The organism is Gemella sp. zg-1178 (assembly GCF_018790995.1).
In the GTDB taxonomy this organism is placed as follows: Bacteria; Bacillota; Bacilli; order Staphylococcales; family Gemellaceae; genus Gemelliphila.
Genome location: NZ_JAHKEI010000005.1, coordinates 60,961 through 76,949, shown reverse-complemented (window position 1 = coordinate 76,949; position 15,989 = coordinate 60,961). Strand labels below are relative to the sequence as shown.

Sequence of the window (15,989 nt, the reverse complement as noted above, 5' to 3'; positions counted from 1 at the left end):
ATTTTCTCCTTTTTATTTTATTTTTTCATAGAATGATATAGCATTTATTATTGCAGCTTCGTGGGCAAATTTTTCTTTAGCCTCTTTAATAAAAAGTCCGTCTATATTTTCTATTTTCTTAAATTTAGCAAATACTGTACGCCCCTTCATAAGTTCTCCGTATTCTATTTTTCCTGTTTTGTTTATAACTAATATTGCTATACTACCTTGTTTGAGAATTTTTTGATTTTTACCAGTTGAAATGTAAGATGTTGGATATTCTTTTTTTAGTCTAGCAGTTTTTTCCTTATATTTTTTCATTTGTTTGAATGATAGAAAAATATTTATAACATAAACTATTACTATGGCTATCAGTATTTTCATTTTATAAGCTCCTAATTATTTGTTTAAATTCAGCAGAACTATTTGTGTTTATAAGAGAGTTCATAAGTTCTACATCTTGACCTATATTCATTATATCATCATAAATTTTTATTATTAAGTCTGGGTCTATCATTTCTTCTTTTGGATAGGCAGTTAAAATAATAAATTTTACTATTTTATTACAATGATAGCATTCTTCTTTTAAAACACCAATAGCTATTACTGGTTCTTGTATTAATTCACTCGTATAGTGGGGAAGCATTATCCCATTATCAAAAATAGTAGGATTAACTTCTTCTCTATCAATAATATATTTTTTAAATTTTTCATTTACCTTGTTAGAGTCTATTAGACTATCAATCATATCTACAAGAATTTCTTTGTAATCACTACTTTTATAAAAATGAATATGGTTGTCTTGAATAAATTTTAAGATAAAAGAATTATTATCTTCATTATCGTTAAAATTATTTATATACAAAGTATTTTCAATAAGATTAAGTATTTCATTTTCGTTAAATAAGGTATCTATCTTTATAATGGGTAGTGATATAGACTGAAATACTTTTGTATTGGGAGATATGGTTGTAAAAACTATCTGATATTCGCTATGGTCTATTTTGGCAAATTCATAGATAGAAAAAACGTCAATTTTACTGTCAGAGCTAAGCATTCTCTTTAATCTAGCTTTTAAAAGCATAGAAGTTCCCAAACCATTTTCGCAAACTAGGGCAAAGTTTTTAAGTTTAGAAACTTTGGCTTTATTATTTTCTAGTAAGGCTCCAAAGTGAATTGCAATTAAGGCAGTTTCACTTTCTGATACATTAACTCCTAATTCATCTTCTATTATTTTTGATGATAATTCAGCTAGACGATAGGCAAATTTATATTTCTTTTTAATGTCGTAAGTGCTAGTGTTATTGATTTGAACATTGAATATTATACGATTAATTGAATAATTTAGGTGCAGGGCAAGATTTTTTAATAATTTTTTATCATTTATTACAAAACCTATATCCTGATTAATTTTCAACCATATCTTATCCATAATTCTAATAACAAAGTTATCAATATTTTCTTCGTCATATATTTCACTCACTGCAGCATTACGTGTCAAAAATGGAATTGATAGATAAATTCTACCATTTTCATTTACCTTAATATCAAAATATTTTTCTATTAATTCTCCAACACTGTCAGTATATTTACGTAGGTAAGAGTGGTTAGTTATTACAGAATGTTTTTTCTCGATATGATTTATAATATAACCTTTCTTAACCCTATAAAGCATAATAAGTATGTGTTTAATAATTTCATCAAGTATTAATTTGGTTGTATTATAATTATTTTCCGTAAGAAAATTATAAATATCTGTTTTTAGTGATTTAATAATATGAGTTTCTAATTTGAGATATTTGTTATTAATCATTTCTATTGTGTAATTTTCACAACAGTAATTTAAGATTAATAATCTTATATCTATTTCATTATAGTCAAGATAGCTACCTATATTTTTTTTACTTTTTATTTTACAACTAAATTTCTTTAAAATTTTATCTACTTCCTTCATATCGCCAATTAGTGTAGTTTTACCAATATTTATTTGGTAGGCTAACTCATCTAATGTGGCAATACCGTCAAGCTCAACAAAATAATCAATAATATATTTTATTCTATCTTCTCTGCTGTTTAAAGCTAGATTTTTTTGATTGTTTTCCTTTAAAAATTTGTTGAACAAGGTTTTGTCGTAAATATTAAGATAAACACCCTTTGTTCTGTGGGCTTCTATCGAAATAATATTTACAAGTTCTTCATTAATTCTTTTTATATAATTACGAATACTTCTGTCAGAAACACTTAGCTCTTGAGATAATTTATTGATTGGAATAAATCTCTCTTCTGCTAGCAAATTAATAATTTTTAAGTCCTTATTGTCAATTATTGGTATTTGCATAAATGCTCCTTTCAGAAGTATCATAATATATAGTATAATTTGATTATATCAAGTTTTAATTTTTAATGTAAAATATTTTTTATTAAAATAATTTTTCTTGTAGTTGTCTTAGGTGGTATAGGGTAGTAGACTTATCTATTTCTACCATATCATAAGTTATGATTTCACCTTTTTTAATATCTTTAAGAACTTTTGTTTTCTTGTCAACTAAACCAAGAGGTACTGCATTCATTTCTTTTGCATTTTCGTATGTATCTATTAAACCGTAGCAAGTGTATGCTCCGTATCCGTCCATGTATTCTCCAGCTTTCAAATCTTTTTTAGCAACAGTAAGAACTTCTGCAACTAGTCCAGCCTTAGGAACAATAGTTGGTTTATTTTCTAAAACTGCCATTGCAACTGATAGCGGAGTTTCTAATGAACAAAGATGATATGGTCTATATAGTACATAGTTAGGTCCATCTCCCATACTTACATATTTCATTTCGTGATTAACTGATGGTAACTTGTGGGCAACTATTGCAAAAACTCCAGGAGCAATACCATTTACAAAATCTACAACTCCGTATTTATTTAATACTCCACCTTCTTCTTTCAATGAGAATTTTTGCGGTAGGTCTTTAACGTCAGATACGATACCGTGAGCACCACGAACATCTGGTACCATTCCAGTAGCATTACACATTAAAGCCATCTCCACCATTGTTTTAGTTCCTTCTTTAAATGAAGTAATCATGTGTGGGTTTGCCCCTCTTCTTAGGGCATCTTCTCTTACTGAATCTGGATTTGCGTCAAAGTCTAGGGGATTATTTTTTCCTTTACCAATTACACGAACTTCAAATCCCATTGCGTCTGCAAAATCATATAATTCCATTACAGCACCTGGTTCATCACCGGCAGAACCTGTAAAAATAACTCCAGCGTCATCAGCTAATTTTTTCAGTATTGGTCCAACAACACAATCAGTTTCAGCATTTAACATTACGATATGTTTTTTATTAAGAATAGTATTAAATGCTATCTCAGCTCCAAGAGCAACCCCACCAGTTGCGTCGACAACTGCTTGAATTTTTTCAGCCTTGCATCCAATTAAGAAATCTTTACAAACAACACGTTTTCCGTCTGCAATAGCTGCATTAGCTTCTTCTACATTATTTACTTCTACTATTTGACTTGGGTCAACTCCAGAATCAGTGAATGCTTTTTTAGCATTTTCTATATTTATATCTACAACTATTGTAGCTTCCATACCTTTCATAGTTGCCATTTGACTAACCATACCGTTACCCATTTGACCTGCACCAACTAGAGTAACACGAATTTTTTCTCCTTTAGCTTCTAGTTCAGCTAATTTTCTATTTAAACCAAACATTTTTTTCTCCTCCTAATAATGTTTTTATTTTTTAGATTATTTAATAGTAAATTTATCTCCGATTTTAATATTTTTTAGTTCACCAAATACTGCTATCTCTCCTGGTAAATTAACTTCACCACTTCCTGTAAAACGCATAGTTAAATGACCGATATTTTTAAAAGTTTCTAGTGCGACATCACCGACAGCGGTAACGTATAATTCATTTTCGCCAATTCTTATTTCATCACCGACAGCTATATCTTCTAATAGTTGAGATGACTTGTGAACCAAGGCAATATCTTTGAGTGATTCATCTAGGACACTGTCATTAAATAGAATTAAACTTTTAATTCCTTCATATAATGATAGAGCGTCTCCTCCGATATTAACCACTTCAGAATTATATTTCATCTAAAATTCCTCCCTGCTATTTAATTTATAATTTTATTGTACTTTTAATAAAAAAAATCATAAATACATAAATTTTCCATTTGCGATGAAAAAATATGTATTTATCTAAAAAAATAATATACTTATAATGAAATCGTAAACAAATTATTTTTAGGAGGTAACATTATATGTTAGATAAAATCACACATGGTATAGAAGCTTTTATAGGTCTTTTTAAAGCTGGTGGTGAAACTTTTGTAGGTTTAGTTACAGGAATTTTACCAACTTTAATAGTTCTTATGGTTGCTATTAATTCTATTATTAAAATTATTGGTGAATCTCGTGTTGATAGATTTGCTCAAAAAATATCAAAATATTCATTTGCACGCTATTTGGTTCTACCATTTTTAGGAGTTTTCTGTTTAGCTAATCCTATGTGCTACACATTCGGTAGATTTTTAAAAGAAGAACACAAGCCAGGTTATTACGACGCAGCTGTATCTTTTGTACATCCAATAACTGGATTATTCCCACACGCAAATCCTGGAGAACTTTTTGTATGGTTGGGTATTTCAGCAGGACTTACAACTCTAGGGCAGTCAACTACTAAATTAGCCCTAGTATATTTCTTAACAGGATTAGTTGTAATCTTTATTAGAGGTATGGTAACAGAAAAAATTTACAAATATTTAGCAGGTAAATCTAAAAAATAAGAGGTGGAGAAAATGACGAAAGAAGTTTTAATTCAAAAAGGTCCTTCTGGTTGGGGAGGTCCACTTAGAATAAGAAAAGAAGAAGGAAAAGATGTAATTTTATCTATGACTTCAGCAGGTATTGAACCTGTAACAGAAAAATTAGCAGAATTGTTAGATTGTAGAATAGTTGATGGTTTTAAAACTGGAGTTGATGATAGTGAAATTTTAGTAGCTGTTATTGATTGTGGAGGAACTGCAAGATGTGGTGTTTATCCTAAGAAAAATATTTTTACAGTTAACGTAAAACCAACTGGAAAAACTGGACCACTAGCTCAATTTATTACAGAAGAGCTTTACGTTTCAGCTGTTGGTCTTGAACAAATTACAGTAACTGACGGAGCAGATGCACCAGCTCCTAAAAAAGCAGTTGTGAGTAATACAGGAGTTAAAAAACCTGAAAATTATGATGAAATTAAACGTCAAGCTAAAGAACAAGTTAGTGGAAGTTTTATTATGAAACTTGGTCAAGGAGTAGGAAATGTTGTCGCTAAATTTTATGAAGCAGGACGTGAAACTATAAATGTTGTAATCGGAAGTGTTTTACCGTTTATGGCTTTTGTAAGTATGCTTATGGGACTAATACTAGCATCTGGACTTGGTGATTTAATTGCAAAAGGAATATCACCATTTATTGGAAATATTTTTGGTCTAGTTGGAATTTCAATTATCTGTGCTATCCCATTACTATCTCCAATATTAGGACCAGGTGCAGTTATTGCTCAAGTAGTTGGTACTCTTATCGGTACACAAATTGGTTTAGGAGTTATTCCAGCTTACCTAGCCTTGCCGGCACTATTTGCGATTAATTCACAAGTAGGTTGTGATTTCGTACCAGTAGGTTTAAGTTTGGGAGAAGCAGAAGCAGAAACAATCGAACATGGGGTTCCAGCTCTATTCTACTCAAGATTAATTACTGGACCGCTGTCAGTAGTAATTGCTTATGCAGTAGCTTTATTATTCCTATAAAATTATTTAAGTTATAAAAAACAATTTTTCTTTATAAACTATTAAATTTTTAAAATATATTTTGAAGAAAAAAGACGACTATCTAGTCGTCTTTTTTAGATATATATTTATTGTATATGTGTAAAAATATTATAGGAGTTATTAAACTATTTAAAGATGACAGTAATACCGATAGTGTATTACCTATTATGTTATGATTTTTAAATAGTCGGATAAGTCCATGTATTATTGCTGATGTAATAATAAATATTATGACTAAATATATTTTTGATTTCTTCTTTCCATAATTACTTGTCCTATTTTTTAATTTATTTTTTATTAATTTTTTATTAATTAGTCTTGTGATTTTCTTTTTCTAATATTTTTATGTATTTATTTACTAGTGGTGTAAAGACTAAAGAAGTTACTATTCAGAAAATTATATTTATTACAGTTATTAGAATAAGTTTTTTTATATAACTTTCCTAATTTTATTTAAAGTTAAAAAATTATAGTTATTTCAATATAAAAATAAGATACAAAAATTTTAAAATCAATATGAAAATAAAGGGATAAAAAATTTTTTAATAATACATTTGTTTAAAATATATTTAGAAAATTTTATTGTTAAAATAAAAATTACTTACTAATAAAATTACAAGATAGCTGTAAAATAATTTATTTAAAAATCTATTTTTTATATAAGGTTCTTTTATTATTTTATTTGACAATATCTTTTTTATAATTTATAATTATATTAATATAAAAATAATAAAAATTCTTTTAAATAGTCCAGAGAGGCTAGTAAGGAAATATTTTAAGACATGGCTTGCTATGTTTATTAATGAAGATGAAATTACTACTCTGACTTAGGTCGGAGTATTTTTTTGAGGTGAGAAATGAAGAAGAGAATTTTATTCGATGAAGATACAATGTCAAGAATGATTAGCCGCCTTGCTCATGAAATTTTGGAAAAAGGTTATGAAGTAAATAGTCTTGTTTTGGTCGGAATAAAAACTCGTGGTGTTTTTCTTGCCAAACGCTTAAAAGAAAAAATAAAAGCTATTGACGGAGTTAATGTTGCTATTGAAACTTTGGATATAACTTTTTATCGTGATGATTTGGAAAAAGATTTTAGTGAACCTAAGGTTAAAAATACAAATTTCAAACTTGACTTAACTAATAAAATAGTAGTTATAGTTGATGATGTATTGTATACGGGTCGTACTGTTCGTGCGGCGATAGATGCAATAATGGATGTAGCTCGCCCAAAGGCTATTCGCTTAGCCATACTTGTTGACAGAGGTCATAGGGAGCTACCAATTCGTGCAGACTATGTAGGGAAAAATATTCCTACTTCAAGCAGAGAAAATATAAAAGTACAACTAAAAGAAGTTGATGACAAAGATATGGTTGTACTCATAACTTAATACAATATCTTTTTAAGGGTAGCCCTGTGAGGCTAACAAGAGATTTATAGAATTTACTAGGGTAAGTCTATTTATCACGCCTTGTTTGCCAGAGCAGATGAGGTGTTTTTATTTTGTATAATAATTTAGTCAAAGGAGAATGATATATGCCAAAAAATTTAGTAGCTATGTCTGATTTATCAAATGAAGAAGTTTACGAATTAATAAGGAGGGGGTTAGAATTAAAAAATGGGGCTAAGCCTCTAGCAAGAGAAGATTTATTTGTTGGGAATTTATTTTTTGAAAATTCAACTAGAACAAAACACAGTTTTGAAGTTGCAGAACATAAATTAAAGTTAAATGTTATTAATTTTGAAACTTCAACATCTTCAATCAACAAGGGGGAAAGTTTATACGATACTTGCAAAACTTTGGAAATGATAGATTGTAAAATTTTGGTGATTAGACACCCAGAACGTGAGTATTATAAAAATTTAAGAAAATTAAATATTCCTCTTGTATCTGGTGGGGATGGTAGTGGTGAACACCCGAGCCAGTGTTTACTAGACCTGATGACCATGTATGAACGTTTTGGAAAAATTGAAGGTTTGAATGTTGTGATAGTGGGTGATATAAAAAATTCCAGAGTAGCCCGTTCAAATTATAATATTTTAACTAGGCTTGGGGCGAAAGTAAATTTTGTATGCCCAGAAGTTTTTGTTGATAAGACGCTAGGGCAAGTAGTAGATTTTGATGAAATAATTTCTCAAGTAGATGTTTGTATGTTGCTAAGAGTGCAACATGAACGCCATGACGGACAAGTAATATTCGATAAAGAAAGTTACCACACAGGTTACGGCCTAACACTTGAAAGATATAAAAAATTAAAAGATGGTGCAATAATAATGCATCCAGCTCCAGTAAATAGGGGAGTAGAAATAGCTGATGAACTTGTAGAAGCAGAAAAATCATTAATATTTGAACAGATGAAAAATGGTATGTATGTTCGCCAAGCTATTTTAGAAAAAATAATAAGAGATAATAATTTATAAGGAGTTTACAATGATACTTTTAAAAAACGGAAAAATATTAGAAAATGGGAAATTAGTAAAAAAAGATATTCTTATTGACGGAAAATATATAAAAGAAATTGCAGATGAAATTAATGAAAGTTCAGAAAAAATTTATGACCTAAACGGAAAATTTATTTCACCAGGTTTTATTGATGTTCATGTTCATTGGCGAGAACCGGGCTTTTCTTATAAAGAAACAATATACCAAGCCTCAAGAGCAGCAGCAAGAGGTGGATTTACAACAGCCATGCCAATGCCAAATCTAAATCCAGTTCCAGATAGTTACGAAAATCTAAAACAGCAATTAGATATTATAGAAAAAGATAGTGTAATCAGAGCCATAGCTTACGGAGCAATTACCAAAGGTGAGTTGGGTCAAGACTATGCAGAATTTGAAGAATTAAATGATTATGTATTTGCATTTTCTGATGATGGTCGTGGAGTTCAAGATGCAAATATGATGTACCAATCAATGAAAATTGCAGCCAAGTTAAACAAGGCGATAGTTGCTCACTGTGAAGATAATTCTTTAATACTGGGTGGTTGTATGCATTGTGGTAAGAGAAGTAAAGAATTAGGGCAAAAAGGTATTCCATCTGTTTGTGAATCTGTGCAGATAGCTAGAGATGTTTTACTAGCAGAAGCGGCAGGTTGCCATTACCATGTTTGCCATGTATCAACAAAAGAATCTGTTAGGGTAATAAGAGATGCTAAGCTAGCCGGAATAAAAGTTACTTGTGAAGTTTGTCCTCACCATTTAATCAGCGATGAAAATGATATTCCTGAAGCAATAGGAATGTGGAAGATGAATCCACCTCTAAGAGCTAGCGAAGATAGACAAGCACTAATTGCTGGAGTTTTGGACGGAACAATAGATATTATAGCAACAGACCACGCACCACATGCACCACATGAAAAAGAAGTTCCGATGGCAGAATCAGCATTTGGAATTGTCGGTTCTGAAACAGCCTTTTCTCAACTTTATACTTACTTTGTAAAAACTGGAATTTTTACTTTGGAACAACTTGTAGATATGATGTCTAGCAAGGTGGCAAGAACATTTGATTTACCTTATGGGAAATTAGAAGCTAATGAACTAGCTGATTTAGTCGTAATAGATTTAGAACGTAAAGAAAAAATTAATCCAGATAAATTCTTATCAAAAGGACGCAACACGCCATATACAAATCAAGAAATTTATGGCATACCAGAACTAACATTTGTAGATGGGAAAATAGCTTACTGTGATGAAGAAATTTTTAAATAAAATATAGGGTAGCAAAATTTACTAAAAAATATTTTTACATTATTAAAATTATACGGAGGAAAAGATGTATAAGCAAGATAGACAATTAATATTAGAAGATGGAACGATATATAAGGGTTACGGATTTGGTGCCGAAACAGAAATGAAAGGTGAAGTAGTTTTTAATACGGCTATGACCGGTTATCAAGAAACTTTATCTGACCCTTCATACAATGGACAAATTGTAACATTCACATACCCATTAATCGGTAATTACGGGATAAATAGAGATGATTATGAAACTATCAATCCGACAATAAAAGGAATGGTCGTAAGAGAAATTTGTCAAAAGCCCTCAAACTTCCGTCAAGAATTTACTTTAGATGAAGTTTTAAAAGAATTAGACATACCTGGTATTGCTGGAATTGATACTAGAAGCTTAACAAGAAAAATCAGGGAAGCAGGAACTATAAAAGGGGTAATCACATCAATAGAAAAAAATAGTGATGAAGTTTTAGCTGAATTACGTTCTACGGATTTACCAACAGACCAAATAAACCAAGTTTCTACAAAAAAATCATTCATGTCTTCTGGTAGAGGATATAGGGTTGTACTTCTTGATTGTGGAGCAAAATCTGGGATAGTAAGAGAACTAAACGCAAGAGATTGCGATATTATAGTCATGCCTCACAACTCTACTGCTAAAGAAATTTTACGTCAAAAACCAGACGGTATAATGTTAAGTAATGGACCAGGCGACCCAACTGATGTACCAGAAACAATCGAAACAATAAAAGACTTAATACCACAAGTTCCTATTTTTGGAATTTGTATGGGACACCAACTTATAGCCCTAGCGAGTGGAGCAAAAACTTATAAACTAAAATTTGGTCATAGGGGAGCTAACCAACCAGTAAAAAATATTTTGACTGGTAGGGTTGATATAACTTCTCAAAATCACGGTTACGCAGTTGATATAGAATCATTAAAAGATACGGACTTAGAATTAACTCACATAGCTGTTAATGACGGAACGTGCGAGGGAGTTAGACACAAAAAATATCCAGTCTTTTCAGTTCAATATCATCCAGAAGCATCACCAGGACCACACGACCCAAATTATTTATTTGATGAATTTATAAATAATATGAAAAATTTTAAAGAAAGTAATAAGTAAGGAGAAGAAAAATGCCAAAAAGAACAGATATAAAAACTATTCTAGTAATAGGTTCAGGTCCAATCATAATTGGACAAGCAGCAGAATTTGATTATGCAGGAACACAAGCCTGTCTATCTCTTAAAGAAGAGGGCTACAAGGTAATTTTGGTAAATTCAAATCCTGCTACCATAATGACAGATAAAGAAATAGCAGATAAGGTTTATATAGAACCCCTTACTCCAGAATTTATTACAAAAATTATTCATAAAGAAAGACCAGATGCCCTGTTGCCAACTTTAGGAGGACAGGTAGGTCTTAATATGGCAGTTGAGTTACACAAAAGAGGAGTATTAAAAACTTATAATGTAGAATTGCTAGGAACAAAATTATCTTCTATCGAGCAAGCAGAAGACAGGGAATTATTTAGAGATTTAATGTATGAACTAAATGAACCAGTTCCTGAATCAGAAATTATTAATAATTTGGAGCAGGCTTATAAGTTTGTAGAAAAAATTGGTTATCCAGTAATCGTTCGTCCAGCCTTTACCATGGGTGGAACAGGTGGAGGAATTTGCCATAATCCAAAAGAATTAGAAGAGATAGTAGGAAATGGTTTGCACTATTCACCTGTAAATCAGTGTCTACTAGAAAAATCTATTGCTGGTTACAAAGAAATAGAATATGAAGTAATGCGTGATTCTAACGACACAGCTATTGTAGTGTGTAATATGGAAAATATTGACCCAGTAGGAATACATACAGGAGATTCTATTGTGGTAGCTCCATCACAAACTTTAACGGATAGAGAATATCACATGCTAAGAGATGTTTCATTAAAAATAATTAGAGCCTTAAAAATTGAAGGTGGTTGTAATGTTCAATTAGCTCTTGACCCAGCATCATTTAAGTATTACATTATCGAAGTAAATCCTAGGGTATCTCGTTCTTCGGCTCTTGCGTCTAAAGCTACTGGTTACCCAATAGCAAAAATTGCAGCAAAAATTGCAGTAGGTTTAACTCTTGATGAAATTATAAATCCAGTTACGAAAGTTTCTTACGCTTGTTTTGAACCGGCACTTGATTATGTAGTAAGTAAAATTCCACGTTTCCCATTCGATAAATTTGAGCATGCAGACAGAAAATTAGGAACTCAGATGAAGGCCACTGGTGAAGTTATGGCAATGGGTAGAACCTATGAAGAATCTTTACTAAAAGCTATTCGTTCATTAGAGTATGGAGTTCATCATTTAGGTTTACCTAATGGAGATGATTTTGAACTTGACTACATAATGAAACGTATCAAGCAAGCTGGAGATGAAAGATTATTCTTTATAGGAGAAGCCTTAAGAAGGGGAGTAAGCACTAAAGAAATACATGATTTAACAAAAATCGATATGTTCTTCTTGGATAAAATGCAAAATATTATAAATATTGAGCATGAATTAAAAAATAATCCTAAGGATATAGAGTTATTACTTTATGCTAAACGTTATGGATTTTCAGACAAGGTAATTGCACATAGATGGAATATGACAGAAGAAGAAATTTATAATTTGCGTAAAGATAAAAATATAAAACCAGTATTTAAAATGGTTGATACTTGTGCGGCAGAATTTACATCATCAACACCATATTTCTATTCAACTTATGAATTTGAACAAGAATCAATAGTTAGTGATAAGAAAAAAGTTATTGTTCTTGGTTCTGGTCCAATAAGAATTGGTCAGGGTGTAGAATTTGACTATGCAACTGTTCATACGGTAATGGCTATTAAAGAAGCAGGTTATGAAGCAATAATTATTAATAACAATCCAGAAACAGTTTCAACTGATTTTTCTATTTCTGATAAATTATATTTTGAACCACTAACAACAGAAGATGTAATGGAAATTATTGAACATGAAAAACCTATGGGAGTTGTTGTGCAATTTGGTGGACAAACTGCCATAAATTTAGCAGATAGTTTAGCTAAAAAAGGAGTTAAAATTTTAGGAACGCCCCTAGAAGAAATAGATAATGCAGAAAATCGTGATAAGTTTGAACACCTATTACGCAAGTTAGAAATTCCACAGCCTTTAGGAAAAACTGCATTCACAACAGAAGAAGCGGTACAACATGGAAAAGAAATAGGCTATCCTGTTTTAGTTCGTCCTTCTTATGTGCTTGGAGGACGAGCTATGGAAATTGTATATAAAGAAGAAGAGTTACGCCACTACATGCAAAATGCTGTAAAAGTTTCGCCAGAACATCCAGTTCTTGTCGATAGATACTTGGTCGGAAAAGAAATAGAAGTAGATGCAATATGCGATGGACAAACAGTCGTTATACCAGGAATAATGGAACATATCGAAAGAGCAGGAGTTCACTCTGGAGATTCAATAGCAGTTTATCCACCACAAAGTTTAAACAAAGAAGAAATAAATACACTAATTGATTATACAATTCGTTTGGCAAAAGGATTAAATATTGTAGGACTTTTAAATATTCAATATGTTATTAGCAAAGGTGAAGTTTTTGTATTAGAAGTAAATCCAAGAAGTTCTCGTACAGTTCCATTCTTGAGTAAAATAACAAATGTTCCTATGGCAAAACTTGCTATGCAGGCAGTCTTAGGAGAAAAATTATCAGATAAGGGCTACACTACTGGACTTGTTAAAGAAGCGGAAAAAATATATACAAAAGTTCCCGTATTTAGTTTCCAAAAATTAAAAGATGTTGATACAACATTAGGACCAGAGATGAAATCAACTGGAGAAGTAATGGGTGTTGATAAAACTTTAGAAAAATCTTTATACAAAGGTTTGGTTGCAGCTGGAATTAAGATAAAAGATAATGGTAATGTTTTATTTACAGTAAGTAAAGATGCTAAACCAGAAGCGTTAAAATTAGCAAAACGTTTTGCAGATATAGGCTATAATATAGTCGCAACAAAAGGAACAGCAGATTATTTATCTGAACATGGCTTGAGAATAGAAAGAGTAAACAAGATAACAGAAAATGAAAATACGGTACTTGATGCAATTTATGGTGGCAAGATAGATGTGATAATAAATACAACATCAAAAGAAAAACGTAGTACGAGTGATGGCTTTAAAATAAGAAGAGCAGCAAGTGAACAAGATGTTATTTGTTTAACTTCACTAGATACGGCTAATGCTTTAATCAGTGTCTTAGAATCAATGAGTTTTACAATAGCAGAAGTTTAAAAATATAAACTAAGTAAATATAAAATATTATACAAATAATTTATTTACAAATTTAAAAAATAAAAAAATTATTTATATAAATTTTTAAAATAAAAAAAAATATTTTTAACTTAAGTATAATATTTTATATAGTTACTTATTATTTGATTTTAAAATTAAAAATCATAGGAGGAAAAAATGCAAGTAGAATTAACAAAAGTTATCGAGAATAAAAATATTGCTCATAATATTTTTAAAATAACCTTGCAGGGAGATATAGTAAAAAATATGAACCAAGCAGGGCAATTTGTAAATATTAGGATAAATAATTCAAATGAATACTTGTTAAGACGTCCAATTTCTATATGTGAAATTAATAAGGAGCAGAATACTTTTGTGATGATTTATCGTGCAGAAGGTGCTGGAACAAAAATTATTTCTCAAATGAAAAAAGGAGATGTGGTTGATATACTTGGACCTCTCGGTAATGGATATGATATATCAAGTTTAAAAAAAGGTCAGACTGCTCTGCTTGTTGGAGGTGGCATCGGAGTACCACCCCTTTATGAACTTGCAAAAAAATTTAGGGCAGCAGGAATAAATACTATCCACATACTAGGCTTTAATAATCAAGGTGATGTTTTTTATGAAGAAGAATTTAAAAAATTGGGTAATACTTATGTAGCAACAGCAGATGGAAGTTATGGCGAAAAAGGTTTTGTAACTGATCTTATTAAAAAATATAATTTACAGTATGACAAGTATTATAGTTGCGGACCGCTGCAAATGTTAAATGCCTTAAAAAATTTAAATCCTGATAAGGAAGGTTATATTTCTTTAGAAGAGAGAATGGCGTGTGGAGTTGGTGCATGCTATGCCTGTGTCTGCAAAACAGAATTTGATGATACGGCTAGAGTTTGTTATGACGGACCTGTTTTCAAGGCTGAGCAAGTTATATTTTAGGAGGTTATTATGAATGATAGATTAAGAGTAGAAATACCGGGACTTGACCTAAAAAATCCAATTATTCCCGCTTCGGGCTGCTTTGCTTTTGGAATAGAATATGCAAATTTTTATGATTTATCAAAATTAGGTGCAATCATGATAAAGGCAGCGACAAAAGAAAAAAGAAATGGCAATCCAACGCCAAGAATTGCAGAAACTTCGAGTGGAATGTTAAATGCTATTGGGCTTCAAAATCCAGGAGTTCACAGGATAATAGAAGAGAAATTACCACAATTAGAAAAATATGATGTTCCTATTATTGCCAATGTCGCTGGAAGTGAGATAGATGATTATGTTTATGTAGCAAAACATATTTCAAAATCTCCTAATGTCAAAGCCTTGGAACTTAATATTTCTTGTCCCAATGTAAAACATGGCGGAATACAATTTGGAACAGACCCGGAAACTGCAAAAAATCTAACGAAAAAAGTAAAAGCAGTATCAAGTGTGCCAGTTTATGTAAAACTTTCTCCCAATGTAGCTGATATTGTAGCAATGGCAAAAGCAGTTGAAGAAGGTGGAGCTGATGGAATAACTATGATAAACACTCTAGTTGGTATGAGATTGGATAAAAAAACAGGCAAACCAATTATAGCAAATTTAACTGGTGGTTTGTCAGGTCCTGCTATAAAACCAGTAGCCATTCGTATGGTCTACCAAGTTGCACAGGCTGTAAAAATTCCAATTATTGGTATGGGTGGAATTATGAATGAATGGGATGTTATAGACTTTATTTCAGCTGGAGCTTCAGCTGTGGCAGTCGGAACTGCAAATTTCACCGACCCCTATGTATGTCCAAAAATAATAGAAAAATTACCTCAAGTTCTTGATGAATTAGGAGTAAATCACATTTTAGATTTACAGGGAAGAGCCTTTAGATAAAAGAATATTTAAAGAATATTTAGAAATTGTAAAAATCCAAGTCATGTTTACTTAATAAAAATATAATTAGAGAGTTATCAAGAAGAAGTAAGTATTGATAAAGTTCAATATTTTCCTAGTTTATTATAGCTTTTCAAATATTAAAAATATATATACAATTTTAGATAACAGCATTAAAATTTTTAATAGGCAATAAAAAATAATTATTTATTAGATTACGCACAAATTTTTGTAAAAAATGTATAATGTTATGATTTTACCGATAAATT

Annotated in this window: 13 protein-coding genes; 9 read left to right on the top strand and 4 right to left on the bottom strand. The window is 30.8% G+C overall.

From position 1 onward, the window contains the following. Positions 1-12 precede the first annotated feature (12 nt). The 4 genes from KMP12_RS02265 to KMP12_RS02250 all read right to left on the bottom strand — a co-directional run bounded on the left by KMP12_RS02265 (position 13) and on the right by KMP12_RS02250 (position 4,082). Positions 13-363 (bottom strand): transcriptional regulator GutM, encoded by a 351-nt coding sequence (locus KMP12_RS02265; protein ID WP_215756115.1) that lies wholly within the window; start codon positions 361-363, stop codon positions 13-15. 1 nt (position 364) lies between these two features. After that, complete coding sequence (locus tag KMP12_RS02260; RefSeq protein WP_215756114.1) at positions 365-2,317, bottom strand: BglG family transcription antiterminator; 1,953 nt, start codon at positions 2,315-2,317, stop codon at positions 365-367. A gap of 82 nt (positions 2,318-2,399) precedes the next feature. Continuing rightward, the gene (locus KMP12_RS02255) at positions 2,400-3,689 is read right to left on the bottom strand and encodes an NAD(P)H-dependent oxidoreductase (protein WP_215756113.1); all 1,290 of its coding nucleotides are present in this window, start codon (positions 3,687-3,689) and stop codon (positions 2,400-2,402) included. Positions 3,690-3,725: 36 nt separating this feature from the next. Continuing rightward, positions 3,726-4,082 carry a PTS glucitol/sorbitol transporter subunit IIA gene (locus KMP12_RS02250; RefSeq protein WP_215756112.1) on the bottom strand — a complete coding sequence of 119 codons (357 nt, stop codon included), beginning with the start codon at positions 4,080-4,082 and terminating at the stop codon, positions 3,726-3,728. Between the two features lie 167 nt (positions 4,083-4,249). Between KMP12_RS02250 and srlA the strand changes: the two genes are divergently transcribed. The 9 genes from srlA (at position 4,250) to KMP12_RS02205 (ending at position 15,720) form a co-directional block, all read left to right on the top strand. Continuing rightward, positions 4,250-4,774 carry a PTS glucitol/sorbitol transporter subunit IIC gene (gene srlA, locus KMP12_RS02245; protein WP_215756111.1) on the top strand — a complete coding sequence of 175 codons (525 nt, stop codon included), beginning with the start codon at positions 4,250-4,252 and terminating at the stop codon, positions 4,772-4,774. Between the two features lie 12 nt (positions 4,775-4,786). After that, positions 4,787-5,782 carry a PTS glucitol/sorbitol transporter subunit IIB gene (gene srlE / locus KMP12_RS02240; protein WP_215756110.1) on the top strand — a complete coding sequence of 332 codons (996 nt, stop codon included), beginning with the start codon at positions 4,787-4,789 and terminating at the stop codon, positions 5,780-5,782. Positions 5,783-6,660: 878 nt separating this feature from the next. Then, positions 6,661-7,191, top strand: a complete 531-nt coding sequence (gene pyrR / locus KMP12_RS02235; RefSeq protein WP_215756109.1) for a bifunctional pyr operon transcriptional regulator/uracil phosphoribosyltransferase PyrR — start codon at positions 6,661-6,663, stop codon at positions 7,189-7,191. A gap of 146 nt (positions 7,192-7,337) precedes the next feature. After that, the gene (locus tag KMP12_RS02230; RefSeq protein WP_215756108.1) at positions 7,338-8,222 is read left to right on the top strand and encodes an aspartate carbamoyltransferase catalytic subunit; all 885 of its coding nucleotides are present in this window, start codon (positions 7,338-7,340) and stop codon (positions 8,220-8,222) included. A 10-nt stretch (positions 8,223-8,232) separates the two neighbouring features. Continuing rightward, on the top strand, positions 8,233-9,510 hold the full coding sequence (locus tag KMP12_RS02225) for a dihydroorotase (RefSeq protein WP_215756107.1): 1,278 nt from the start codon (positions 8,233-8,235) through the stop codon (positions 9,508-9,510). Positions 9,511-9,574: 64 nt separating this feature from the next. Beyond that, on the top strand, positions 9,575-10,666 hold the full coding sequence (gene carA, locus KMP12_RS02220) for a glutamine-hydrolyzing carbamoyl-phosphate synthase small subunit (RefSeq protein ID WP_215756106.1): 1,092 nt from the start codon (positions 9,575-9,577) through the stop codon (positions 10,664-10,666). Positions 10,667-10,677: 11 nt separating this feature from the next. After that, entirely contained in the window at positions 10,678-13,854 is a 3,177-nt protein-coding gene (carB, locus tag KMP12_RS02215; protein WP_215756105.1) for a carbamoyl-phosphate synthase large subunit, read from the top strand. 177 nt (positions 13,855-14,031) lie between these two features. Further along, a complete protein-coding gene (locus tag KMP12_RS02210) occupies positions 14,032-14,796 on the top strand; it encodes a dihydroorotate dehydrogenase electron transfer subunit (protein WP_215756104.1) in 765 nt (254 codons plus the stop codon). A gap of 9 nt (positions 14,797-14,805) precedes the next feature. Then, complete coding sequence (locus KMP12_RS02205) at positions 14,806-15,720, top strand: dihydroorotate dehydrogenase (protein WP_215756103.1); 915 nt, start codon at positions 14,806-14,808, stop codon at positions 15,718-15,720. Positions 15,721-15,989 lie beyond the last annotated feature (269 nt).

Excerpts from the sequence above, each read along its gene's own strand:
- KMP12_RS02265 (WP_215756115.1), bottom strand. The coding sequence starts at position 363 with ATGAAAATACTGATAGCCATAGTAATAGTTTATGTTATAAATATTTTT.
- KMP12_RS02260 (WP_215756114.1), bottom strand. The coding sequence starts at position 2,317 with ATGCAAATACCAATAATTGACAATAAGGACTTAAAAATTATTAATTTG.
- KMP12_RS02255 (WP_215756113.1), bottom strand. The coding sequence starts at position 3,689 with ATGTTTGGTTTAAATAGAAAATTAGCTGAACTAGAAGCTAAAGGAGAA.
- KMP12_RS02250 (WP_215756112.1), bottom strand. The coding sequence starts at position 4,082 with ATGAAATATAATTCTGAAGTGGTTAATATCGGAGGAGACGCTCTATCA.
- srlA (WP_215756111.1), top strand. The coding sequence starts at position 4,250 with ATGTTAGATAAAATCACACATGGTATAGAAGCTTTTATAGGTCTTTTT.
- srlE (WP_215756110.1), top strand. The coding sequence starts at position 4,787 with ATGACGAAAGAAGTTTTAATTCAAAAAGGTCCTTCTGGTTGGGGAGGT.
- pyrR (WP_215756109.1), top strand. The coding sequence starts at position 6,661 with ATGAAGAAGAGAATTTTATTCGATGAAGATACAATGTCAAGAATGATT.
- KMP12_RS02230 (WP_215756108.1), top strand. The coding sequence starts at position 7,338 with ATGCCAAAAAATTTAGTAGCTATGTCTGATTTATCAAATGAAGAAGTT.
- KMP12_RS02225 (WP_215756107.1), top strand. The coding sequence starts at position 8,233 with ATGATACTTTTAAAAAACGGAAAAATATTAGAAAATGGGAAATTAGTA.
- carA (WP_215756106.1), top strand. The coding sequence starts at position 9,575 with ATGTATAAGCAAGATAGACAATTAATATTAGAAGATGGAACGATATAT.
- carB (WP_215756105.1), top strand. The coding sequence starts at position 10,678 with ATGCCAAAAAGAACAGATATAAAAACTATTCTAGTAATAGGTTCAGGT.
- KMP12_RS02210 (WP_215756104.1), top strand. The coding sequence starts at position 14,032 with ATGCAAGTAGAATTAACAAAAGTTATCGAGAATAAAAATATTGCTCAT.
- KMP12_RS02205 (WP_215756103.1), top strand. The coding sequence starts at position 14,806 with ATGAATGATAGATTAAGAGTAGAAATACCGGGACTTGACCTAAAAAAT.